Consider the following 24,529-nt stretch of genomic DNA (forward strand, 5'->3'; position numbering starts at 1 on the left):
GGGAGCGCGTTTCTTATGAATTGCTAAGTTATTGTTCATTGTCGCTTGTCGGATTCAATTTGCTCTGGATGAGCTTCACCTGTTTTTTGACCGTCTCTACGGACTTGTACAGCTTCTGCGCGATTTGCACCCTGCTGAATCCTTGATTTTTCAATTCGTAGACTTCGCGCTCCGTTGGCGTCAATCTTTTAAGCTTTCGCTCCTTGCGCAACTCGGCCGTTAGGACGCCGGACACGTCGGAGTGCAGGCTAACTTTTCCGTCTCTCGCATCCCGCACCGCTCTGGGGATGTCTTTATAGGACGATTTCATAATATAATTGATCGCTCCCCGGTCGAACGCTTCCAGTATAATGTCCGGTTCGTCCCGCGAGGTGAGCATAATCATTTTGTCCACGCCGAGTTCCGCCAAGCGGCTCGCGACCCCGAGACCGCATAATTCCCCGCCGTCTTCGGATAGCTGCAAATCGATCAAGACGACGTCGACCTCGGGCGGGGTTATACCGGTCGCTTCTTCCTTGGATAACGCTTGCTTCACGACGACGATATCGCCTTCTTTTTCGATATACTCGGTCAAGCCTTTCATCCATACCGGATCGTCTTCGACGATCATCAGTTTAATTTTGTCCATATGCCGCCTTCCCTAGATGGATTGGACGATCGGACGGAGGGGAATGTGGAAACGCAGGCCACTCGTTTCATCGGAAACGACAGCGTGAACGTGGTCCCCTGACCGGGCCGGCTTTTGACCGAAATCGATCCGCCGTGCTTTTGCATCACGTTATAACAGTATGTCAGGCCTAGTCCGTAATTCCCTGTCCTTCCTTTCGTCGAATAGAACGGATCGAACACGAGGGCGCGCTTCGCTTTTTCGATCCCCTTTCCCGTGTCCGTAATGTCGAGATAAGCGGTTCTGCGCGTACGGTAAGCTTTTAATAAAACGGTTCCGCCAGCGTCCAGCGCCTCGAGCGCGTTTTTGACGATGTTCGCAATCGTCTCTCGTATATGTACGGAATCCCCGACCATCTTCAAATCTACGTCAAACTGCTTGATGATGCCTGCTCCTTTCGATTCGATAAGGGGCTTCAGCAGCTCGACAGCTTGCTCGGCGCACTCCGAAAGCCAGAATTCAGACGGCTCGAGATCCAAAATGTCGAGCTTTTGCTGGATGCGGGCGGACAGCTCCAATACGTGCCTCGTCGAACGTAAAACCAGATCGATGTCTTCACGCGGCTTCGCGTAATGCGCCGGAACGTTGTCCTTCAACCCGGTAGCCAAAAGATCGATCTTGGCGATTTCGTTTTTGATCGCATGGTTCAGCAGCAGCGTTCCCGAAGCGACGGCTTTCATCGTCGAATCGCGGCGCTGCTTCTCCACCCGCACCTGGACGCCCAGGAAGCCATACCGAATCGCTATGTAGACGAAAAGCAAAAACTGCGCCCCGATAATCCAAGGGTTGTAGTTCCACACCCCAACGATGCCGACTGCTTCGAGCCATATATTCGTTATGAGCGCGAACGAAGTCATCGGCACGACTACGATGGTCGTAAGCAGCTTCTGACTTTTGATAGCCGGCCGTTTTTCCCGCCACGTAGAGACGATCATGATCAGATTGGACCCGATAATATACGGCGTAACCCAAAGGGATAGCACTTTGTAGTCGGCTTGGAGCTCCGGATAAACGGGATACATCAGATACATAGCAACAACGGGAGCGAAGAACAACAGCTTGCTCAACCGCTTTTTCAGCGGCGATTTCGGCACATCCGCGAACACGAGGCCGAAGATGAGGATCGAGTAGGGTGTACCGTAATGTCCGATCGACGACAGCCATCCGTCGAGAAGCAGTATCCAAGGAGGACGATCTATTTCATGGCCGAGCATTACGGTTAACCCTCCGCACCCTCCGCAGAAAGCGACGATGCACGTCCATCGTATTTTTTCGTTTTTGGGGTCTGCGAAAATAAGGATAACGCAGATCAGCCACAGTGCAGCCCAAAGTACAACCATGCTTCACACCTTTATGCCTTCGCTCAAGTCTTTAAAAAGGGTATTCGATTCCGAGCCGAAAGTCACGGCTCTAAGTAATCATTTTTTCGACAAATTCGATAAGCCGATCGTCGCAATAAAAATTATCTATAATAGCATGTTAAGCGAATTGTGGGAAGGGGTATTTTTTCGGCCCTCCCCATAACGCGCCGAACGTTTTACCATTTATTTGTCGCTAGACAGCTTGAAATTCGATCATCGCGAGGAGGAACGGAAATGAAGAACAAAAGAATCAGATACGGTTTGCTGGGCTTATTGGCGGTCGCGCTTTTATGGCTGCCGCTCCAATCGGCGACGAACCCGCTGCAAGTTTTCGCCGAGTCGGCGGTCGCGGCGGATAACGGCGGAAGCGACCTGCAAAAGCAGGCGAGCTTGAATCACGTAGTCAAAATTTATGTGCCTTCGACGGTGAATGGAACAATACCGATCGCGGATGAAGCTCACGATCGATTCGTCGACCAGGCGCTAACGAAATTTTCGAACTTGTTCGGCGGGGCGACCGCCATCGACGGAATCGGAGGTTGGATCGACGGCGACAAGAAGCTGATCAAAGAAAAGGTTACGATCGTCTACAGCTTCGCGGACAAACTCGACAATCAATCGTTGAACGAAGTCGTGGCTTACGCGAAGCAGCTCAAAAAAGATTTGACGCAATCGTCCGTTTCCCTCGAAGTGGACGGCAAAATGTATTTCATTGAATAAAACGGAGCGTTTAATCGGTTTACGGCTAAAGCCGGGGTCGACATAACGACCGTCCAACGTTGGGTATGGGGTGTTGTCTCCATAACACTCAGGACGATCCCATTAGAAAGCGGCGAAGCTGCCCATCATGCCGGCAGCTTCGCCTTCGTTGCGTCTTACAAAAAACTATATACTTTATACTCCCCATTCCCGGACGAGAATCTCAAAATATTGCCATCCTCTGGGATCCCCTCACGAACGAAAAAAGACGTCAGGGGGAGCGAGACATAGTGGCAGGAAGAACCAAACCTGCACCGAATGATGGAAAGCGCGGATTATCCATATACTCGACACTTCGGTTCGGGAACTTTAATAGAGGATTCAGGAATAGCCGCCGTGCTGTTACTCCATGAATTATTACCGTTTAAAAATATCAAACACCAAAGCACTCTCATCGGCAAGCACCGTCGCACGGATGGTCTCCACGATATCCCGGTGCGTGATGATGCTCGTCCTCCCTTCGATCCGGCGGATGAAATCTTGAGTAAGGTTTGTATCCGGATCGGGCAGCAGTTCCGCTTTCGCGAACGGTTTGTCGCGGGTGATTTGGAAATAAAGCTCCCCGACTTCCACGGCGGGGTCGCCGCTTAAGCGCAGCTCAGCGCATCCTTCCGTGCCGGTAATGAAGAGTCGGCAATCACCCCACGTCCAGCTCGGATCGGGCGTATGCCAATCCGCATACAGTTGAGCCAGCGTCCCGTCGCTCATCATCACTTGTGCGGAAGCCGTATCGAAGAAGGTCGGATGCTCGGGAGCGATATGCTTGGCCATTTGGCTCTGGATCGCGGTAATTTCCTGGCCGGTAAGGAAACGCAGCAGGTCGAAATCGTGAATGAACAAGTCGATCAGCAAGCCGCCGTTCTCTTCCTTGGAGAAATGCCAGGCGTGGCGGGAAGCCGGAGAGAGCCGGTGAGGCTTGCGCATCGTAATACTGACGATTCGGCCAAGCTGGCCGGCATCGATCGATTGCTTCAGCGTAAAGATCGAACGGCGAAACCGCTCGGTCAGCAATACGCCTACTTGAATCGTCCCCCGGTCGAATACCGCTTCAAGCCGTTCCAACTGCTTGCGGTTCGTAACGACAGGTTTATCCAGCATCACATGTTTACCGTGACGCTCGCACCACTCCACAACATCGATCTTCCTGTTATTGATCGCCGACGATCCGATGATGCTTACCCGATCTTCGATGAAGACGTCGGGGTTATCTACGAGCGGAATTCCGTGGCGATCCGATATTTGTTGCGCCAAGCCAGGGGAATCAGGCTCGTAAATACCTGAACACGTTCCTCCTAAAGCCAGCATTTGATCGATAAAGGAGAGGATATGACCGTGCTGGCAGCCGTATATTCCGAATCGATAAGACATGGATGAGCCCCCTTTGGACGGATAAATTACCCTGGAACAGTCAGGCGAGGTTAGTTTCCTGCCTTGAAGAAGTTCCAGCCGCCCATCTTTTCCGGATTGCCCGGATCGCCCGGAAGCAGCTCCTCGTACTGCAGCGCCGCTTTGCGGAATGCCGCGGCATATTGATCGATGATCTCTGGCCGGTAATGTTTGAACCAGGGAAGGGAATACGTTCTCGCTGCAACGCTTTCTGAGACGGGCAAGCTACCTTTTGGCTGCCGCAAGTCACGGGATGCGTTGGCGATGATGGTTGGTTTGCCATGACCGTATACGTCCGCCTCGTGCTGCAGGGCATGTAGATGTAGAGGCAGGTTGCAGCCGGGGTTGATCCCTACACCCTCCGCGCGGACCGCTTCGCAATAACGGGTCAACGACAGCCCGCCAAGCTCCTCCGGCACGTAATGTCCGTGCGTGGCATACCAGCCGCCCATCGTACTGCCCGTACCGGGCTCCGGGCGATGCGGTTTAAGTCCCGGCACGCCTTCAAGCTGCTCCCAGAAGTAATTCATCGCTTTGTCGATTTCGTTAATCCGCTCGTCATAATATTTTAACTGCACGCGTCCGACAGCGGAGCTGATTTGATGCATGCGAAATTTATAGCCGCCGAGCGGCAGTCCCGCATAAGGCTGCAAATAAGGCGTGCGAACATCCGAATTGTACCGCTCGTAATGCCCGAATGCGACGGCCCTCTCGTAAATTTCCCGGTCGTTCGTAACGAAAATGCCGCCCTCGCCGATCGCAAACGATTTGCTTGCCATAAGCGACATCGCGCCAACGTCGCCGATCGTGCCGACCCGGCATCCCTTATAGTAGCCCCCTTGGGCATGGGAGACATCTTCAATTACTTTCAGATTATGTTTTCTGGCTATCGCCATGATCGGGTCCATGTCCGCCGGATGTCCAAGGTAATGTACGACCACGATCGCCTTCGTTTTGCCGGTAATGCGATGTTCGATATCTCCGGGGTCCAGACAAAGCGACACCGGATCGATTTCCGCAAATACGACGGAAGCTCCGAGACAGTAGGCAGGCAGGGCGGAGGCCCAATACGTAATGCTCGGGCAGATGACCTCGTCGCCTATGCCGATTCCGCAGCCGTAAAAAGCGCCGAGCAGCGAGTTCGTTCCGTTATTGAAAGCAAGCGCGTAGTCCATGTTCAGCCACTCCGCGAATTCTTTCTCGAATTTCTGAGTGATGTCAATGCCGGACATCGAGCCGTCCCGCAAGACCTGCAAAGCGGCCGCTTCGTCTTCCTCGGTAATAATCGGCCATTTGAACATGTCACCAACCGGCAGATGGAGAGCTTTCGGTCCTCCGAATAGGGCAAGCTTTTCGTTACTGCTCATTTTCTTCCACTCCTTGTCCGATTTCTTTTCTGTAATAGTGCGTTAGCTTCGACTTCTAGCCGATCGATCATAGCCGCATACGTATCGGCGTAGTTCCGTCCTATATCCGTATAAGGGCGGCCAGCTTTTCGCGGATCGCAGGCTCAGCCGCTTCCGTAAAGGGAGAGCAGAGACCGAAGTACTTGCAGGAGCCGACCGGCTCGTATCCGCCTTCACCGAGCTGCCTGGCGGTAGACACGTAACCGATCATTCCGTTGCAATAAGCGACCGGCAGTACGCCTCGGCCGGACATCTCTTTGACAAACAGCCCGTATTCCACCACCATCTCTGCGTTCATGGCGAGAAGCGACAACCCTTCGGATAGATCCATTCGCACCATATCGAACTCTGCGGCCGGCCGAACCAGTTCCGGATGGTCCAGCAGCAGCTTCGCCCATTCGTGTACTCCGGCATCAGCCGACTGGCTATATTCAGCAAGCTCCTCCAAGGACGGGACGGAAGCGAACGACAACGGAAGTTTGATGTGCGCCCCTCCCGGCGAGCAGGGCTGCAGCGTCTGCATCGGGCGGACGAGCACTTCCCGGGCCGATTCGTAGAAACGCGCTCCAAGCCGCCGCACATCTTCATCGTGTCCGCTGTAAAACTTGCCGTCGCGGTGCAGCGAAGGACGCACATCGCCGCAGCATCCTTGCAAGAACAAAGCGACACAGCGGTTATCCGCTTCTTGTTCCAACCGTTCCATCGCTATACCGCAAAATTCCGAGGATACAAAATTGTCGCTGGTCGTTGTAGGATGGCACGTATAATGGACGATCAACGCTTTCGCTTCTCCGGTTCGGTTGACGAAACGGATTACCGTTACCTCAGGATCGGCCGGTCCTTGCTCGTTCGGCGATCCGACGATTTTGCCGTCCGCCAGTTTTCTGCGGTTAATGCCAATATCGCATGTACCGGACCCCCGCTGGATTACGACCGGCTCGAGATTAGCCTCGGCCTGCTCGACTCCGGCGAGCAGCTTTCGCTCGACCTCCTGCAAATACGTTTCGTCCGCCGCTCCGAGAGACGGCATAAGCAGGGACGTTTGTGGGCCGGAATGGCTGTGGGAGGCGCTCAAGACGATGTCTTCCGCGCCCATGCCCCAGCGCAACGCAAGCTCCCGACGCAGCTTCTCTGTAAGCTCCGTTCCCCACCAGATGAGGTCGGCGGCGACGAGAAGGCGGTTGCGCGCCTTTCCCTTTTCTTCGTCCCACTGTCGGAACAGCAATACTTTTGCGTAGATGGGGTGATGCACGCCTTCAAAGACGCCTTGGCGACTGCTGTACCCGGCCAGCGGCACGGGAGGGTCGGGAGTAATGTCGATCTTGTTTGTGCCCAGCAAAAATTCCATTTCCGTTTTCAGCTCCATCGTCTTGAAGTTTACATAACATAGATTCGGAGCAGCCGGGGACAGCTCCGGCTTGCATTTCCATCCTTCCGCGAGAGAAGAGGCAGCATCCCCCCTGTTTTGATATTGCTTGACTCCCCTTATCTGTAATGCAACTTCATGATAAACTGAGAATAGTTGCAAAGTGTGCCATTCTATCGTTTCGTTGTGCCATATTTTCTGTCAGGCGGTGGGGTTGGATGAAGACATATCCGGTATATCATGATGCGGTTGCTTATTCAAAGATGGCCAAAGGACAATTTCCTTTTTACATCTCCATAAACCAGTTTGAAAACACCTCCCTCCATTATCATGACTTTGCCGAATTTTCATTTGTGATCGACGGGCACGGAACTGAGACGATAAACGGGGTTCCGCATGCATTTCGACCTGGCACGGCTACGCTGCTGTTGCCGCACCACTATCACGAGATTCACTCCAATCCCGGTTCTTCGATCTACAAATATTGCTGCATGTTCAGCATCGGCATCTTATCCGATCTGTCTCTAGACTCCTCCGTGTACCATCTATTGTGGAAAACGGGCTCGTCCCATCCGTCATTCGCCTATTTCGAGCAGGAAAGCCTAAGGCGGATGCTGGTCATAATGGCCGACTTGAACAGCGAATACGACGACGACCAGATCGGCAGAATCGGCTTGATCCGAATGAAGCTGGCAGAGGCGCTGCTTATGTTTGTCCGTTCCCGGCAGCAGACACAGCCTGACTTGTCGAGACAAGGCCGATCAGAGACCGCGCCGGTCATCTGGGAGATCATCTCTTATCTCCATCTGAATTATATGGACCATCATCTGACCTTGAATGGCATAGCCGAAAAATTCAATCTCAGTCCGTCGTACATCAGCCATGCAACGAAGAAATATACCGGTCAATATTTCCACGATTATATCCATGCCTTAAAAATTCGTAGTGCAACTAGTCTGCTGTTGTCGTCTGAACTGACGATTACGGAAATTGCCGCTGAAGTCGGGTTTAATTCATCCCGCACGTTTTACCGGGTGTTCAAAAAGATTAAAGGAGTAACGCCTGATAAATACCGATCGACGTAACAGATTTGCGTGACAATGCTGCGCGAGAGGCGGAAGGGTAAGGGGGCATGTATGATCCGAGGCGTCATCCCAATCTGACTAAATCCCGTGCAAATCAGGCATTGACGCTTGAGCCATAATGAACGCTAAGCTGGCCATACATATCGCCCCGGAAAGCATTTTGCCCCTCGGCCTGTCCCCATTGCTCCTCGATAGCTGTTCTCTCTGTTCCAAGCAGGAACGATTTCTCCCCCCCTCGGCTCTGGAGCTGGAGATCCTCTAAGCTGACTGGCTGCACAACTAAATCCGTCAGCTTATCAGCCGAATGGTGTATCCCCCACGCATAAAATATCCCATTAGCAGGTCGCTTTTTTTAGGCGGTGCCCCCTCGTCTATTTGGCTTTTCCGTCCCCACCACCGTCGCTCTTCTCGCCCAAACCGTTCAAAATCGATTTCCGGTTTAAAGGCAAGGTATAGTCGAAGCCAACTTGGCTGGCGATCTCGCTTACCATTGCTTTCGACATGACGACAAGACCAACTCCATAACCGAATGCCCCTGTCTTCCGTACGCCTTTATTGTAGAAAAACGTGCACGCAGTCACACACTGAGAAGCAAAGCCAATATGACAATAAAAGCAGACGATATGTGCTGTTTCCGCACCGTACAGCAAGAGATAATTAAATAGGCTGGGCACCCGCCATGCAATACAAAAAAAGTGTCATGTTAGCTTCAATCGCATCTTGCTGGCTGTGGAACGGCTTGCACCAACAAGAAGGAGGTCGACCGAAATGCCTTACAGTCATCGCAGGCGAATAAACCGCATCCAGTTAAATTAATGGTTGTTACTCCGGGATCGACGAATCTGGAGTAAAAACCATAAAAATTCAAACATTGAGGTGTTTATAGGCATGTTATACCCGTTAAGTAACAAATTCGGAGCAATTTCAATTGATTCCGTTGCAGGAACATGGTCAATGACTGCAGATCAACGCTTGGTCATGGAATCCTTTTCGCTCGTATGGGAAGTAGATGGCTCCCAGATCCGCTGTCTGGAGAAAACCAATTCGGTCGAAATGAATCAAGGCAAAGACTTGCATGGACGATACTCGGAACTTGTTGCCGATTGCGGCGCCTCAGGTACGGGGAAGAAGTTTGCGGTTTCGTTCCGGTTATATGAAGAAGAATGCTTCTTGACCATAAAAGCCCGGGTCAAAAATGTTGGAAAAACAGCCATAAAGCTCGGGAAATGCCATTTATTGCACAAGAGCGGCAGTATTGATCTTGGCGAGGGAGCCGAGGAAACGGTGGCGCTTTGTCAAACGGCCTGGGTTACCGATAATTATGTGAAAAAGCTTTATTCTGAAAACAACTGTCACCGGAGCAAAACGGTCGGTTTGCTGTATAATCGGTCCCATAAACTTGCATTCAACTGCAGCTTTATGACCTTTGACCGAATAAATACGGAGATTGCATACAGCACGTCCCACAACAAGATTCATGTTGATGGTTACTGCGACTTTGATGATTATGAGCTTCAGCCGGATCAGGAAATCGAGTCCGAAACGATCGGGTGCGATTGGTCATACGATCCATTCGCGTCTTTGGAAAATTGGGCAGCGAAGGTGAGCCATTATTACAAGCCCCGGATAGCCCCGAAACCGTCCGTCGGCTGGCTCGGAGGATGGACATGGAGGGACGGTTTTACCCAACAAACGTACGAAGAACTTGTGCTGGAGAATTCCGCCGCCATCCAAACGAGACTCGAAGGGTTTGATGTCACGAATTTCTGGGTAAGCATCGGCAATTTAAAGCATATGCTGCCGGGAAACTGGACAGCATTTAACAAAACGTCGTTCCCCCACGATATCGAATGGCTTGTTTCCAAATTGGCGAAAAACGGACAACGTCTTGGCTTTTGGGTCGCTCCCTTCTGGATACCGGACAAGTTGAGTCCGCTGTTTGAAGAACACAAGCACCACCTGTTAAAAAGGCAAGGAGAGTTCGTCAAAAGCAATTCCAGGTGGAGGTTCGGGAAGTCCGGGGATTTGCCGCCTGACGAACGGGTTGGCTTCTATTGCCTGGATGGAAGTCATCCCGATACGGTTGACTTTTTGAAGCGAACCTTTGAATTTTATCAGAAGCTGGGGATCAGGTACTATATGATCGATTTTCTTTATACGGGATCGGGCTCGACCCCGGGACACTTCCTCTATGATGAATATTTTGACCGCTCCAAGGTGAAAGGTCCCGAAGTATACAGAGAGGCTTTGAAAACGATCCGGGAAGCTGCAGGCGAGGATGCGTATATTTTGTCTTCGACCGGAACAACATTCCAAAACATCGGTTGTGTCGATGCTGTAAGGGTTGCCCCCGATTGCGGTGAAGGACGTCCGCTTATAAAAGGGATGAATGAATACCCTGCCATGTATACGATCAATACGTGGAATTTGATTCGAACCGTATCGACCACAATGGCCAACACTTATTTTACAGATCGGAAGTTGTATTATAACGACGCTTTCAATGTGATGACCATCGATAAGCCTGTTCCTTTGAACGAAGCGATTATCACAGTCAGCATGTTTGCTTTGTCAGGCGGTCCCGTGATGCTCGGGGACGACATTTCGACCATTGGCGAAGAACGGCTTGCGCTTATCAAGAAGTCGCTTCCGCCATACAACAAGATGGCCAAACCGGCAGATTTGTTTGACGCCGTATATCCGGATTGGCCCAAAATATTCAATTTGAAGGTCGAGAAGGATTGGGACGAATGGAACGTTATCGGCGTCTTGAACACCGAACCTGCGACCATAAAAATGGAGCTCTCGCTGGACAAACTTGAGTTGGAACACGGCCCTACCTACACCGTGTTTGATTTTTGGAACGAAATGTATTTGGGCGAAATAAAAGACCGTCTCGAGGTCGAGGTGCCGCCCCATCATATTCGGGTATTTCGAATAGCAAGGTCGAGGCCACATCCTTGGCTGATTGGGACCGATATGCATGTAACCCAAGGAGGGGTCGAAATCGAACAGCTTGAGTGGAATCCGAACAAACGCTATTTGAGCGGCGTATGCATCCGGCCAAAAGAGGAAGCAGGGAATTTGTTCTTGAAGCTTCCGAAAGGGTGGAAGCCCGTTCAATATGAAGGGCTTCAAACCGCAAAAGTCCCCATGGATAAAAGCTTAATCGTCCTCAAACCTTTGGCGTTTCGAACAGAGACACTCACTTGGCGCATCGATTTCGAACCGGAAGACGAAGCGGAACTTCACAACTTGCTGCATGTCGGGGAAGAGAGAGTCATTTTGGAATAAGAAAAACCGTCCGGGTCCCGGACGGTTTTTCTTGGCCTAGGCATTCAGTTGGCCCATGGGGAGAGCAGGCGGAGGGGCTCCGACCGCTGCCCAAAATCTAAACTTAATACTTATATTTAAAAAAAGCCCCGAAGGGCTTCATCTTAAGTAACCACCATAGGAAGCCAGTTTGCACCATTGTCTGCTGTATTAATCCAACCGATGCGAGTTGCATTAGGGTCAGACGCTTTAAATATAGTTCCTGCTGGCAATTTGGTGCTGTTAGTTGGAGCGGCAGTAGCTTTATAACTGTAAGCAACCTCAATTGAACCATACAGCGGGGTCGTTATTCTTGAGTTATTATCCAAAGTTAACGTCGCTTGACCGGCAGAATAATATTGTCTAGCCCCATTGTCTGATGTAATTTTTGCATTTGTAAAGGCTACATTTGCTTTATAGAACAATACACCTTTATTACTAATATTAATCGCAGGTCCTAAGTAAAACTCTACATTTTCCACAGTGAAGTCAACACTAGATAGTTGGTTTGGAATTCCAAATGAAATCCCCCCATTACCAGAAAACACAATTCTACTTGTTCCATCTGCATGGCCAATTAAGCGAACTCTACCAATACCACGGGTTTTTGAATTACACAAAAAAACGGTTCCGTTTATTTCGTAATCTCCTGACGGTAATCGAATAATGACATCATGAACTAACTCAGTATCGTAAGCTAATCTTGTTAAATTTACTAAATTAGTCGTGTTTGTTGTGGCATTACCTGTGTTTGTTAAAGTGTTATCCTGTGTCTTTTTAGAAAAGTCATTCAATATGAATCTGATAGGATTTTCAAATCGCCAATTAGATGAATAAGTCACTTCTGTAGCAAAAATACTCTGATCAAGAATGGTGACGCTTTCAGCAGAGAATAAATTCCCCAGCGATAATACATAAGTCGCACCCAACTTATTATGATTCCATAACCCTGAGATTGTGGTAGAAGAACCACCGTCAATTCGTATTAAGTGGTCTGGCGGAGTTGTGGCGTTGCCGATTGATAAGGTCATAAATCCATTAATATTCAACCCTTGTGCAACACGGACTTTCATAATGCGAGTAGAACCTTCAGCACCGCAACCATTAAGGGCTACACCTCGAGCAATATCAATATAGTACGGATAAGCTACTACACCATTACCTGTGTTATTAATGATGTGATCTGCTGCACATGAGTTGAACGTCATATAGGTTGACTCACCGAACCAGTAACCGAACTCTGTATGTTCTAAAGCATAACAACTATTTAATGTCACGGAAGTACATACACCTGAATTATTAATCCCGGGCCCTGCGATAACAATTCCGCGTGGAGAATAAGCCGTTTGAAGTTGCTCAAGCAATGTCACAAAGGTTGCTAGACGAACACAGTCTTTATTTGCAACATAGAATTGGCATTGGCGAATAGCCATATTCGGGTAATAGGTGTCTGAACCTTTTAGAACATAATTACAGTTTGGAGTTGTTTTGGTTGCCCCACCCCATACCGATAAGTTTTCAAATTTCTTATACAGACCACCGCCTTTCAATAGAATTGCGGCTTCGATGGTAACACCTGTGCCTAAATCCACTTTAATAGACGTTAAGTTAGCCGTACCCCGAATAGAGATAGGATCTAAGTAAATGCTTCGTGTTGGCGCAGGAATAACTAAACATGCGGAGTCAGTGGCATCATAGGATTTCCAGCGGTACTCTACTATAGGCTTTGGAACAACTAACTCACCGCCGCCACGCCCGTGCAGGTAGTTAATCGCAGCTTGGAATGAAGGTCGATCATCGTAGACACCATCACCTTTTGAGCCGAACATCTCTACTGTAACTTCAGAGCAATCTAAGCGAATCCATCGACCAGTAGCCATTCCAGAAACTTGAAAAACTGTACCGTTATTTGCTGTAGATGTACTAGTAGCATCCCAAATAAAGTTACCACCACCCTTATATGGATTAAGTTCGATAAAAATGTCGGGTGAATGATAACCTTTTACAGCAACACGCATACCGTTTTGCGGTGAAATGATGGCCAGCATGTCGGAGATGGAATCAACACAGCGATTACAATCATTAACCTGCTGCTGTGATACCCCGCTTGAATCCAAAATCGCACTCGCTGGGTGCGCCCCAGCCATATCACGACCTGCCAGCTCGTTATGGGTGATAAGCTCAAGCTTCTTCGCTATTCCTGGGGGAATTTCACTCTTGTCGTTAGACCCTCCGTATACGGAATCGGCAACCGATAAACCCTCTTTCCCGTAAGCCGTTAACGATCCCCGGAGTATGCTGCCCGCGGCTAAGGCCGCACCGGCCATGCCGAAGGCCGTTAGCAGCTTTCTGCGGCTTACATGGGTGACGGGCTCCTCCGGCCATTCCTGCTCCAAACCTTTCCCCGCTTGCCACTCCACCATTTCTGTTTGTAAAATAAGATTTGTATCAGCAGCATTTGCCAGTGCGATAGTGATACGTACGGTCATATTGATGCCAGTTGACTGCTTCGGTAGTGGTTTTTGCTGTGCAGGGTCAACATGCCCGATTGCAATCATTGCACCTGATCTGTCAAAAACAGCAATCTCTCGAATGGTAAAGCCGCCAACATCTGGTGGAATAGCTGACTCAAACATCAATGTATTTGGTGCCTGCGTATCATGAATTGGAGTAGAAGCAGTACCACGCCAAACTTCGTTAGCCAATGCCACCATATTTTCAGTCAAAACAGGATATGAGCCATTGCCATCACCAACGGCGACATGTGTAATCTCAAGCTGATTTTCAGAGGTTGCACTGGCTAATTTCGTTTTTCCGATTGCTGTTAAAATTGCGCCTGTCATTATTTAACCTCCTCCATCTAAATCAATGTTGTTGTTCATTGAGTCGTAACGATCGAGCGCATCCAGTATCGCATAACACACGATGTAACCCTCAGGTCCGTCGACCCACGTTCCAGCAACCCGCATAGCCTGTTCCACGACAAGCGGAGTCACTTGAAACTCCGTTTGTGGAAATCGAAGTGGTTTTGATTGGAGTTTGATGAGAGGGAAGTCATACCGCGAAGCCACAGCCATTCACGGTATCACCGACGATATGGTTGCCGGGATCGGACGGTTCCGGTTTATTAACAATTTTCCCGGCATAATCCCAAATGTTCACCGGAGTGCACTTTGTTTTTCCAATCCAAGTTCCCGGGTCCTGGCCCCAATATACCGTCTCCAATACGGAAACGTCTCTGCCCATCGTATCTCCTGTAGAAACCCCGGTAATTACGCAGCACCTGCCAAGCTCATCGTCACAAGCAGTTTTCTGCGGGACAACGTTTTGCTCGGTCCCGTTGTTTCCTTCAAGCAGCACCCCCCTGTTTTGATAAAGCTTGACTCCCCTTATCTGTAATGCAACTTCATGATAAACTGAAAAATAGTTGCAAAGTGTGTCATTCTATCGTTTCGTTGTGCCATATTTTCTGTCAGGCGGTGGGGTTGGATAAAAGGCGTATCCGGTATATCAAGATGCGGTTTTGTTGCCGAGCTGGTCCCACAGCGCGGCCGGGTCGTACACCATATGTCCGCGTCCACAAATCGAGGCTATGGATATAGCCGAAGCCGGGGCACGTCCCGACGATGAGCTTCTCGTCGTTCCAAATTGTACAGCGCCCAACCGCCGCTGTCGCCCGGCATGAGGATCGACTCCCCGGCGCCGGTCTCGAAGTCGATCAGGATAATGTCGCCCGTCGCGTGTGCGGCGAAGTTGGCCAAGACGAGCTTCTCCCGCCCGTCGAGCGGATCGCGAAGCGTCGTCTTTCCCAGGATGCAAAAGTTACGACACGGTTGGGCCACCGCCTCGGGCTGCAATAATGCGTTCACATTCATGGTTGGAGCACCTCCGAAACATTTTTTCCGAAAAAAAAGGACCTCCTCGGTCCCCTTTTATCGCTTGCTTGTCTATATACGGTTACCCTTTCACCGCTCCGACGAATTGGCCGTGAATGAAATATTTTTGCAGGAACGGATAAATGCAGATGATCGGCAGCGTCGTTAACATCAGCGCCGCCATCTTCAGATTATCGGGATGGATGACCTGCACGCCCGGCGGATTGATAGTCGTGTCCTCTAAACGGGCAAAAGACAAGATGCCTCTCAGCTGAAATTGCAAGGTCCACATCGAACTGTCTTTAATGTAAAGCAAGACACTGAACCATTCGTTCCAGTACGCCACCGCGCTGAAAATGACGAACGCCATCGTCATCGGGAGCACGAGCGGCAAGACGATCTTGAAGAGCATGGAGAACTCCCCGGCCCCGTCGATCTCGGCGGATTCCAAAACTTCCTTGGGCATCTGATCCATGACGTTTTTATACACGATGATGTAGAAGGGGCTGACCAGCCCGGGCAAAATAATGGCCCAATACGTATTGTTGATCCCCAAATTATTCACGAGCAAGTACGAAGGAATCAAACCACCACTGAAAAACATCGTGATCAGGATATACGTCATCGCCACTTTTTTGCCTTTGAAATACTTGTGGGACATCGCATAAGCGGCGCTTAAGGAGACGATAACGCTGAGCACCGTTTGTACGATCGTGAGCCCAACCGTATTCGCCGCGGACCTCAGGAACGTATAGTTGCCCGCCAGCTTAATGTAGGAATCCAATTGGAACTCTACCGGCCACAAGCTCACTTTGTTCTCAGTCAACGCGGCATAGCTGCTGAACGAGATGGCAAGTGCGTTGATGAACGGTACCAGAATCGAGATTGAGAAGATGATAAAAAGCGCATAGTTAAAAGTCTGAAAGACCATTCGTCCAGGACTTCTGTAATTCATCATGGTTTCACGCCACCTCCTTTGTCATTGGCTGTTTAGTACATGCCCAGGCCCATCCATTTTTTGGACACCCAGTTCGATGACACGAGGAGGATATAGCCGAGCACGCTCTGCGCGAAGCTGATGGCCGTAGTGAAGCTGTACTGGGAGGATTCAATCCCGGTCCGGTACACATAGGTACTGATAACGTCCGACACTTCGTAGACGAGCGGGTTCTGCATCAGGAACACGCGTTCGAAGCCGATGCCAAAGATGTGCGCGATCTTCAGCAGGAAGAGCAGCACGATCATCGGCATCATATGAGGTATCGTGATATACAGGGTCTGTTTCCAACGGTTGGCGCCATCGATCCAGGCTGCTTCGTACAAGGAACTGTCAATGCCCGCAATCACAGCGAAATATAGGATGGCCGACCATCCTACACTTTTCCAAATGTCCGCGAATACCAGTATCCCCCGGAATATGCTAGGGTCGGTCATGAAATAATGGGGCTCGAATCCGAACCACCCGATGAAGATATTGAAAATACCGGTTGTCGGCGACAGCACTTGGTTGAAAATACCGGCGACGACGATCCAAGATAAAAAGTGGGGCAAATAGGACACGGTCTGCATAACGCGCTTAAACGTTTTTTGATACAATTCATTGGCCAGCAAGGCAAAAATAATAGGAGCCGTAAACCCGAAAAGAATGTCATAAAAATTGATGAGCAGGGTGTTCTTCATGATGGACCAGAATTTGTCGTCGTGCAGGAAATAAGAGTAATGCTGGAATCCCACCCAATCGCTATGCAGAATGCCTTTGTAAATCGAATAGTTCTGGAAGGAGATAATGATGCCGTACATGGGAATGTAGTTGAATACGAACAGCAGGATAGCTGTTGGAGCAAATAAGAGGTAAAGCGACAGGAGCGACCGAGGTCGCATCCTGCCTCTCTTTGGCTTTACCACACTCTCCTGAACCGCGACAGTTTCTCGCAAGCGTGGTCACCTCCAAATAGTTGAGTGTTCCGGTATAGTTAGCAGCTCCTTACCAGCCTGCTTTCTTGTAGCCCTTCTTAATCAGGTCGTCTTTGTTCGCATCCAGGAACTTTTGCAGCGGATCGTACTTCAACGAACGGTATTTTTTCTCCCAATCGACGATCGCGGCATTGAATTCTTGCTCCGAAATCCGGCTCATGATGTATTCCGACGTGAATTTGTTGATCGCTTGCATGATTTCTGCGTTTTTCTTCAGGACTTCATCCGGCTCCGCGTAGCCTATGATGCCAGCCAGCCCGATGGCTTCAGCTTCTTTTTGCATGACCTTCATCCCGTTTTGGATGTTCGTGAAGATCTCTTTGCCCAGTTGCGCTTCGAAGTTGGCATTTTGTGCGTCCTGACCGTCCGTGTAGCCGAACAAGAAGGCGAATTGACGTTTCCAAGCGTGATCTTCAGCGCTCATCTTAGCCGGGTCAGCCACACGCTTACCGTCCTTAATGGTGTAAGTATTGCCTTCATCGCCCCAGAAAATCTTATCCTTCAATTGCTCCTGCGCGAAGCCCTCGATTACCTTGAAGGTGCGATCCGGATTTTTGTTGCTCGTCGGAATATACAAGCCGTGGGTCGTAATCGGCAATCCGACGCCGCCCATTGCATACTTTCTGTCCTTCAGGACGGCCGGATTAGTTGTCAGCGGAGGAGCAACTCCCCAAATCTGCGATTTCTGATTGCCTGTAGCCGTAGGCAGCGTCAGGGTTACTTGATAAGGAAGAATTTGGTCCATTGAGTTCCATTGCCAGAGGACGTTTTTCTCAGCTAGCTTTTGGTAGTATTTGGTGCTGTCCGTCGTGGCGAACTCTTTGTCCAAAAGACCTTCCGTATACAGGTCGCGCATGACTTTTGACGCCTCTTTGAATTCCGCCGTCATTACGTTCGGGATCACCTTGCCGCCTTCGATCCGCCAGTCGTAAGGAGACGCGCCGTACAGACCGTAGATCGTGCCGCCGCCGTAGGCAAACATATTGTCTCCGATGATCCGGAACGTCATCGGGATGGAATCCGGCTCCGCTTTCTTGATCTTCCTCATCAACTCGATCCACTCTGGTACGGAGGTCGGCCATTTCCCGGAGTTGTATTTTTGAATAAGGTCGTAACGGGCGAGGATACCTGCGCCTTGCGGCCCTTTGTCATAGGCCATCGGGATTCGGAAATATTTGCCGCTGACCGGATCCTTGCCCAATTCCATCATGGCAGGAGTAACGACCTTTTGCAGCATTGGCGAATTGTCATAATATTTTTTCAAATCGATGAAGGCGCCATCACGAGCGGCTTTAAAAGTCTCGTCAGGAATAGTAGAATGGAAAATGTCAGGTAGTTTGCCGGAAGAGAGCACCAGGTTATGCTTAGTGGTGTACTCCACATAAGGCGGAATGTCGAACTCCAGGTCGACGTTCGCATAATCCTCTACGATCTTAACGAGCGGATTATTGCTGCGGTCAAATCCCGGAGGGGTTTTGATACCGGCTTCGTTGTAGAACATCGTCATCTTGATGCGTTCTTCGCTGGCCTTGTTCGTACCGCCGCTTGGGCTTGGGGAATCGGAGCCTTTAGAGCAGCCGGAGATAACAATTCCCGCAACCAGAACAGAAGCGGTTATTGCGGGGACCCACTTTGATCTTGTTTTTACCATCCTGATTTGACCTCCTAATGTTTTTGAAAGACGTTGGATGACTGTACGTGCTGCCTAGTGTGAAGCGCTTACATTCGAATCAGGGAGTGCAAATGACGATATTACCACATTCATGAAGTTTGTAAAGGACAAAAACAAAGTTTGATCAGCCAAAAACCCGTTGTTTCCTTCAAGCAGCATCCCCCCTGTTTTGATATTGCTTGACTCCCCTTATCTGTAATGCAACTTCATGATAAACTGAAAATAGTTGCAAAGTGTGTCATTCTATCGTTTCGTTGTGCCATATTTTCTGTCAGGCGGTGGGGTTGGATGAAAGGCATATCCGGTATATCAGGATGCGGTTGCTTATTCAATATGGCCAAAGGACAATTTCCTTTTTACATCTCCATAAACCGGTTTGAAAACAGCTCCATCCATTATCATGACTTTGCCGAATTTTCATTTGTGATCGACGGGCACGGAACTGAGACGATAAACGGGGTTCCGCATGCATTTCGACCGGGCACGGCTACGCTGCTGTTGCCGCACCACATCACGAGATTCGCTCCAATCCCGGTTCTTCGATTTACAAATATTGCATCATCTGACCTTGAATGGCATAGCCGAAAAATTCAATCTCAGTCCGTCGTACGTCAGCCATGCAACGAAGAAAAGATTTGTTTCAGCAGCATTTGCCAGTGCGATCATGATACGTACGGTCATATGGATGCCAGTTGACTGCTTCGGTAGTGGTTTTTGCTGTGCAGGGTCAACATGCCCGATTGCAATCATTGCACCTGATCTGTCAAAAACAGCAATCTCTCGAATGGTAAAGCCGCCAACATCTGGTGGAATAGCGGACTCAAACATCAATGTATTTGGTGCCTGTGTATCATGAATTGGTGTAGAAGCAGTACCACGCCAAACTTCGTTAGCCAATGCTACCATATTTTCAGTCAAAACAGGATATGAGCCATTGCCATCACCAACGGCGACATGTGTAATCTCAAGCTGATTTTCAGAGGTTGCACTGGCTAATTTTGCTTTGCCAATAGCTGTTAAAATTCGCCTGTCATTATTTATCCTCCCCCATCTAAAAAACGACACCTGGGTCAAATCTCCAAATCAAAATCATTTGATTTGGGGACTATTCGTTACTTTTTCATCTGAATCGCTTCGGCGATCTTCTTGGTCGCTTGCTCTTCGGCGGTCCGCAGAGCCGAGTTCAGATCGGTTTCTCCGGCGATGACGGATAGGATGGCGTTATTCATCGCGCCTGTCGCGTTCGAATCAAACACGCCGGCGCGGGCTGGCGCAGCAGGCTTTAGTGCAGCGATTGCGCTAACGTTTTTCCCTTTCCACTGCGCTACGTTGCGGCCGAAAGCTTCTTTCACCGCCTGGCTCTTCAGCGGCGTAATCGCGGCAAAGTCGGAGGTGATCGCCGTTTGCACTTCATCGGTCAAAAGCTGGGCGATGCTTTGGAACGCTTCATCCCGATGCTGGCTCGTCGGAGCTACCGTAATAATGACCGGGTATGGCTGCGAGCCGACGCCCGGCAAGCTTTTCAACTCTGGCAGGCTGACCGCGTCCCAGTTCATATTTTCCTCAGGCTTCGGAGCGTCAGAGTTCATCGCCAGGAACATGGCGCTTGTCTTCTCTTTGACGAAGACGTTCCGCGCATCGTTCAGAAGCTTGGCGTCATAGCCCGGCGCTTTATACAACGGCAGCAGCGTGTTAATCCACGATTTCCACTGGTCAGTCTGCAATACGGCTTTCTCGCCCTTCTCGTCGGTATACGGAATTGAAAGCGGATTAGAGACAAGCAACGGGTTCGGGTGGGCAATAAATCCGCGGTACTGCACGTCGCCATCGATTCGCGTCAGCTTCGTCGCAACCTCCGCCACTTCTTCCCAAGTCATATGATTTTTCAAATAAGGAACGCCGAATTTATCGAAAATATCTTTATTGTAATACAGCGTCAGCCGCAAATCGTACAAGGGCAAGCCGTTCTGGTTTTTCCCGTCCACCTTCGCCGCTTCTACATATGAAGGCTCGAGACGGTTGAGATCGAACTTGTGCTTCGCGATCAGATCCGAGATATCGCCGCCGTACAGCTCGAGCAGGCTGGAACGGTAGTTGTTGACGGAGGAAATAATCAGGTCGACCTTGCGCTGCTCTGTAATGAGTGCTTGCACATTGTTTCCGACGCTCTCCACCACTTCAAACTCATAATGGGGATACTTTTTCTGAATCTGACTGCCGTATCGGGTCATAAACCATTCCATGTTGCCGCCCGTTGGCGTGATGACGAGCAGCTTGACCGGCTTCGCTGGTTCCACAGACGTATTGCCGCCCGATGTGGCCGTCCCTTCCGTTTTCGCGCCGCTTTCATTCCCGCCACCGCATCCAGCAATCAGCAAAACGATGGCCATCGCAAGGGCTAATGCTGCACCTTTCCATTTTTTCATATAGACCCACCCCATTGAATAAATTGGATTGCTTGAAACATGGTCTTGCAACTTTGTAACAATGAAGTAACCGATTAAGATGACAGCGCTTACATCAAGAAAAAACAAATCCTTGACATGTTCTCGCCGTATAACGCCCCCTTCACCCAGTAGCTTGCGAATCACTTCCTACTTGCTCGATTTCAGCTTCGTACGACGATATCCACTTTGTCTTTTGACCGAACAAAAGCCGAATCACGCGCCTACAAAATCTTTCCACCTCCCAAAACTACCGATCTTCACTTTGTTTGTCACCCATCGTTGCCCATTTGGCTTATCGCCCACTCAAGCGCTCATGTGTTGCAAAGCCATTATCACACACGGACCTTCGGACAAAAAGCACGGATCGTGCAGTCGAGTACACATATCCTCTTCACTTTCGAAACACCTGCAAGATTCGTTTTGACTGCGACCCAATGATGGGATAAAGTTCTTGTCATTCAATTTTGACAAGAACTTTATCCCATAACGCAAAAAGCCGCGATCTACGCGGCCTTTAATGAGATAATGTTCTTGTCATCCGACATTTCTTTCTCGTCGAAAGTGGAATTACAACCCAAAGATCCTATGTATTGCGCGAAACCGAACAGACGCTTGCAGACAGCAACTTCATGAAGTCAGAAGAGTTCGCTAATATCCTCTCGTTTTATGCTCTGCGAAATCTTAAAATATACAGATATTCTCCGGAAGGATGTACCCCGCACCGTTCAAAACCGCATTTCTCATACAGGCGCTGCGCTTGGAAATTGGTCTGTGCAGTTGTCAGCAGCAATCCGCCGTATTCTCGGTTTTTAAGATAATCCGTTATATATTGTATCAATAAGGTACCGATACCTCTGCCGTGCATACCGTCCCGCACGGCTATACCGAACCACGGCACACTTATGTCTATGTCCCGAATAAACATAACTCCAACACAGCGGTTGTTTTCCACAGCAAGAAAGAATTTTAATCCCTTTACCGTGGAATCAAAATAGCCCATCATTCTCTTTTCATTTCCGTGATTGACATTAAAAAATAAAGCACTCTCCTCCCCCATAACATCAAAAAGGTCCTGCAAAATTGCTTTATCTTCCAATTGCATTTCACGGATATTTATTTCACTCATGCAGCTTCCGCCTTAATAATTTATTTTTATAGATGTAGTCGAAACCCGGGCATCTGCCTACGATCAGCTTCTCGTCGTTCCAATTGTACAACGCCCAAGCCCCGCTGTCCCCCGGAATGAGGATCGATTCCCCGGCGCCCGTCTCGACGTCGATCAGGATGATGTCTCTGGTAGCATGAGCCGCGAAGTTCACGAGCATTCAAGGTCAATTCGTAGGAGCGGTAAAAGGGTAAGGTTGGACGATCAAGTTACTTTTGCATCCTGGGGAAAACCAGGCTGATCATTCCGCTGGATGGCAAAGAGAAGCTCGTTGCGCCAGACGGACTAGGCGATGTCGACGACGAACCGGAGTCCAGGAACACCCGGCAACAACTACGCCTGTAACTAATACAGAGGCAAGTAAAGCAGGGACCCACTTTCTACTTGTTTTTACCATCCTGATTTAACCTCCTAATATTTATTCGGTTCGTTTGGATGACTGTACATGCTGCCGAACTAAAGTTAAAGCTCTTACATTCCAACCAGGGAGTTAATTAGCTTCTGACTTGAGATGTGGGAATGACAGCGCCACCCACCAGAACAAAACTACCGACTTCACTTTGTTTGTCACCCTTCGTTGCCCATTTGGCTTATCGCTCACTCAAGCGCTCATGTGTTGCAAAGCCATTATCACACATGGACCTTCGGACAAAAAGCACGGATTGTGCAATCGAGTACACATATCCTCTGCACTTTCGAAACGCCTGCAAGATTCGTATTGACTGCGACCCAATACCCCCTATAATGGTAGCATGACACCGCGTAGTACAGCCTCTTTTCGGGGTATCAGGTGAATATCGGTAAGGAAGGGACTCGTATGCAACGTTCGCCAGATGCTTTCCGCCTCGTTCATTTGCTCAGGACACTGAGGCTGTCCGATTTCGAATGTGGGACTTCCACGCTAGGCATGTATCACGGCAAAAGCTACTTCACTTCCATTCGCGTCCAGCCGTGGGCGCTGCTGACTCAGATTACCGACGGGCTTGTACAAATTACATTGGAGCATGAAACGTTTATCGTGAATCCGGGGCAAGCGCTGTATATACCGGCCAATCAGCCCTACACGTTGCAACTGATCGACCGCGACATCGTCTCGCACTGGCTTAATTTCAATTTCACTGTATTTGAACATTTTCCGCTGCTAGAACTGTTCGATGTTCCTTATGTATCCCCTGTATCCATTGGAAACGAGGTAAGGAGGCTGCAAACGCAAATTAACGAGCTCGTTCATGCTGAGCGGTCTGATCCCGGCGAGCTTTTACGTGCATCCAGCCTTGTGAAGCAGCTTATGTACGTCGTGCTGGAGCTGATCATGTCATTTTCTCGCTACAAATCCGGGGGCATTGAGAAAATCAGTAAACTTCAGCGTTTCCAACCGGTACTCGATTATATCGAAAGCCATCTGAATGAGAAAATAATCATATCTCAGTTAGCCGGCCTAATGTTCATCTCTACATCGCATTTCCATAAAGAGTTCCAAGAGGCGTTCGGCATTTCTCCGTTGCAATATATTCAATCGCAGCGATATAAGAAAGCGCAGTCGTTGCTGGCTACTTCCGATTTGACGATCCATGAAATCGCAAATCGGGTCGGCTATGAACAGCCGTTTCCATTTATCCGCTTTTTCAAATCGCTGTACGGCGCAAGTCCCGGCCATTACAGGAGAATGATGATCGAGCGGTTTAACTAAGATGTTTCGCTATTGGACTGTTCCATTGGGCAGCGTATCTGGCAAAAAAGTGAGACCTTAAAGACTGATAGGGAGCGACCAAACGAATGCGAGAATATCCGCTCCCCCTAGATCCCTTCAAAAACCTCACTCAATTCCATCTTGTAAAGTAAACCTTACTATTAAGCCTACTCCCCTAACAAGTTTTGACCTGTTTTTGCCGAATTGAGCTGTATTGTTAACCTAACCTTCGTTAATAGTAGATGGTGCACGTTTCATCTCCGCCCCTGGAAGATATATACATAAAAGATGGTATCATTAATCCAACCAACTAGAAACAAGACCTAGAACCACAAGGGAGAATTTCCCCCTCGAGATTGAAGTG

At 49.4% G+C, this 24,529-nt stretch carries 19 protein-coding genes and 1 pseudogene; 5 read left to right on the forward strand and 15 right to left on the reverse strand.

Features of this window, described 5'->3' with window-relative positions:
• Nucleotides 1–28 precede the first annotated feature (28 nt).
• Nucleotides 29–628: a response regulator gene (locus tag ACI5FR_RS01245; RefSeq protein ID WP_405449224.1), complete on the reverse strand. Its 600-nt coding sequence runs from the start codon at nt 626–628 to the stop codon at nt 29–31.
• Nucleotides 610–1,881 carry a sensor histidine kinase gene (locus ACI5FR_RS01250; RefSeq protein ID WP_405449227.1) on the reverse strand — a complete coding sequence of 424 codons (1,272 nt, stop codon included), beginning with the start codon at nt 1,879–1,881 and terminating at the stop codon, nt 610–612. Before ACI5FR_RS01250 ends, ACI5FR_RS01245 begins: the two co-directional genes overlap by 19 nt.
• Before the next feature lie 381 nt (nt 1,882–2,262).
• Between ACI5FR_RS01250 and ACI5FR_RS01255 the strand changes: the two genes are divergently transcribed.
• Nucleotides 2,263–2,748, forward strand: a complete 486-nt coding sequence (locus tag ACI5FR_RS01255) for a DUF3574 domain-containing protein (protein WP_405449229.1) — start codon at nt 2,263–2,265, stop codon at nt 2,746–2,748.
• 396 nt (nt 2,749–3,144) lie between these two features.
• On the opposite strand, the gene ACI5FR_RS01260 is transcribed toward ACI5FR_RS01255, so the two are convergent.
• From ACI5FR_RS01260 to ACI5FR_RS01270, 3 genes are all read right to left on the reverse strand, one after another.
• Nucleotides 3,145–4,155: a Gfo/Idh/MocA family protein gene (locus ACI5FR_RS01260; RefSeq protein ID WP_405449232.1), complete on the reverse strand. Its 1,011-nt coding sequence runs from the start codon at nt 4,153–4,155 to the stop codon at nt 3,145–3,147.
• 50 nt (nt 4,156–4,205) lie between these two features.
• Nucleotides 4,206–5,540 (reverse strand): DegT/DnrJ/EryC1/StrS family aminotransferase, encoded by a 1,335-nt coding sequence (locus tag ACI5FR_RS01265; RefSeq protein WP_405449235.1) that lies wholly within the window; start codon nt 5,538–5,540, stop codon nt 4,206–4,208.
• A 100-nt stretch (nt 5,541–5,640) separates the two neighbouring features.
• Nucleotides 5,641–6,927, reverse strand: a complete 1,287-nt coding sequence (locus ACI5FR_RS01270) for a neutral/alkaline non-lysosomal ceramidase N-terminal domain-containing protein (protein ID WP_405449238.1) — start codon at nt 6,925–6,927, stop codon at nt 5,641–5,643.
• A 236-nt stretch (nt 6,928–7,163) separates the two neighbouring features.
• On the opposite strand from ACI5FR_RS01270, the gene ACI5FR_RS01275 reads away from it, so the two are divergent.
• Nucleotides 7,164–8,030 carry an AraC family transcriptional regulator gene (locus tag ACI5FR_RS01275; protein WP_405449241.1) on the forward strand — a complete coding sequence of 289 codons (867 nt, stop codon included), beginning with the start codon at nt 7,164–7,166 and terminating at the stop codon, nt 8,028–8,030.
• Nucleotides 8,031–8,401: 371 nt separating this feature from the next.
• Here ACI5FR_RS01275 and ACI5FR_RS01280 read toward each other — a convergent pair whose 3' ends face one another.
• Entirely contained in the window at nt 8,402–8,533 is a 132-nt protein-coding gene (locus ACI5FR_RS01280) for a hypothetical protein (RefSeq protein ID WP_405449243.1), read from the reverse strand.
• 451 nt (nt 8,534–8,984) lie between these two features.
• On the opposite strand from ACI5FR_RS01280, the gene ACI5FR_RS01285 reads away from it, so the two are divergent.
• A complete protein-coding gene (locus ACI5FR_RS01285) occupies nt 8,985–11,324 on the forward strand; it encodes an alpha-galactosidase (RefSeq protein WP_405449246.1) in 2,340 nt (779 codons plus the stop codon).
• 143 nt (nt 11,325–11,467) lie between these two features.
• On the opposite strand, the gene ACI5FR_RS01290 is transcribed toward ACI5FR_RS01285, so the two are convergent.
• From ACI5FR_RS01290 to ACI5FR_RS01310, 5 genes are all read right to left on the reverse strand, one after another.
• The gene (locus ACI5FR_RS01290; RefSeq protein ID WP_405449248.1) at nt 11,468–14,185 is read right to left on the reverse strand and encodes a phage tail protein; all 2,718 of its coding nucleotides are present in this window, start codon (nt 14,183–14,185) and stop codon (nt 11,468–11,470) included.
• A 747-nt stretch (nt 14,186–14,932) separates the two neighbouring features.
• Entirely contained in the window at nt 14,933–15,217 is a 285-nt protein-coding gene (locus tag ACI5FR_RS01295) for a hypothetical protein (RefSeq protein WP_405449251.1), read from the reverse strand.
• 82 nt (nt 15,218–15,299) lie between these two features.
• On the reverse strand, nt 15,300–16,175 hold the full coding sequence (locus ACI5FR_RS01300) for a carbohydrate ABC transporter permease (RefSeq protein ID WP_405449252.1): 876 nt from the start codon (nt 16,173–16,175) through the stop codon (nt 15,300–15,302).
• A gap of 32 nt (nt 16,176–16,207) precedes the next feature.
• A complete protein-coding gene (locus ACI5FR_RS01305) occupies nt 16,208–17,098 on the reverse strand; it encodes an ABC transporter permease (RefSeq protein ID WP_405449254.1) in 891 nt (296 codons plus the stop codon).
• A 103-nt stretch (nt 17,099–17,201) separates the two neighbouring features.
• Nucleotides 17,202–18,842, reverse strand: a complete 1,641-nt coding sequence (locus ACI5FR_RS01310; protein ID WP_405449257.1) for a type 2 periplasmic-binding domain-containing protein — start codon at nt 18,840–18,842, stop codon at nt 17,202–17,204.
• A gap of 354 nt (nt 18,843–19,196) precedes the next feature.
• On the opposite strand from ACI5FR_RS01310, the pseudogene ACI5FR_RS01315 reads away from it, so the two are divergent.
• Nucleotides 19,197–19,385 (forward strand): annotated as a pseudogene (locus tag ACI5FR_RS01315) (AraC family ligand binding domain-containing protein); the annotation flags it as partial.
• Nucleotides 19,386–19,421: 36 nt separating this feature from the next.
• Here the strand turns inward: ACI5FR_RS01315 and ACI5FR_RS01320 are convergent.
• The 4 genes from ACI5FR_RS01320 to ACI5FR_RS01335 all read right to left on the reverse strand — a co-directional run bounded on the left by ACI5FR_RS01320 (nt 19,422) and on the right by ACI5FR_RS01335 (nt 22,635).
• Nucleotides 19,422–19,928, reverse strand: coding sequence for a phage tail protein (locus ACI5FR_RS01320; protein WP_405449260.1), 507 nt, complete (start codon nt 19,926–19,928; stop codon nt 19,422–19,424).
• Nucleotides 19,929–19,975: 47 nt separating this feature from the next.
• Nucleotides 19,976–21,289, reverse strand: a complete 1,314-nt coding sequence (locus ACI5FR_RS01325) for an ABC transporter substrate-binding protein (protein ID WP_405449262.1) — start codon at nt 21,287–21,289, stop codon at nt 19,976–19,978.
• A 685-nt stretch (nt 21,290–21,974) separates the two neighbouring features.
• A complete protein-coding gene (locus tag ACI5FR_RS01330) occupies nt 21,975–22,436 on the reverse strand; it encodes a GNAT family N-acetyltransferase (protein ID WP_405449265.1) in 462 nt (153 codons plus the stop codon).
• Nucleotides 22,429–22,635, reverse strand: coding sequence for a hypothetical protein (locus ACI5FR_RS01335; RefSeq protein ID WP_405449268.1), 207 nt, complete (start codon nt 22,633–22,635; stop codon nt 22,429–22,431). The genes ACI5FR_RS01330 and ACI5FR_RS01335 overlap by 8 nt, the downstream gene beginning before the upstream one ends.
• Nucleotides 22,636–23,265: 630 nt before the next feature.
• Here ACI5FR_RS01335 and ACI5FR_RS01340 point away from each other — a divergent pair.
• Nucleotides 23,266–24,165 carry an AraC family transcriptional regulator gene (locus ACI5FR_RS01340; RefSeq protein ID WP_405449271.1) on the forward strand — a complete coding sequence of 300 codons (900 nt, stop codon included), beginning with the start codon at nt 23,266–23,268 and terminating at the stop codon, nt 24,163–24,165.
• The last annotated feature ends 364 nt before the right edge of the window (nt 24,166–24,529 follow it).

This window comes from Paenibacillus sp. HJGM_3 (assembly GCF_045062745.1).
Taxonomy (GTDB): domain Bacteria; phylum Bacillota; class Bacilli; order Paenibacillales; family NBRC-103111; genus Paenibacillus_AA.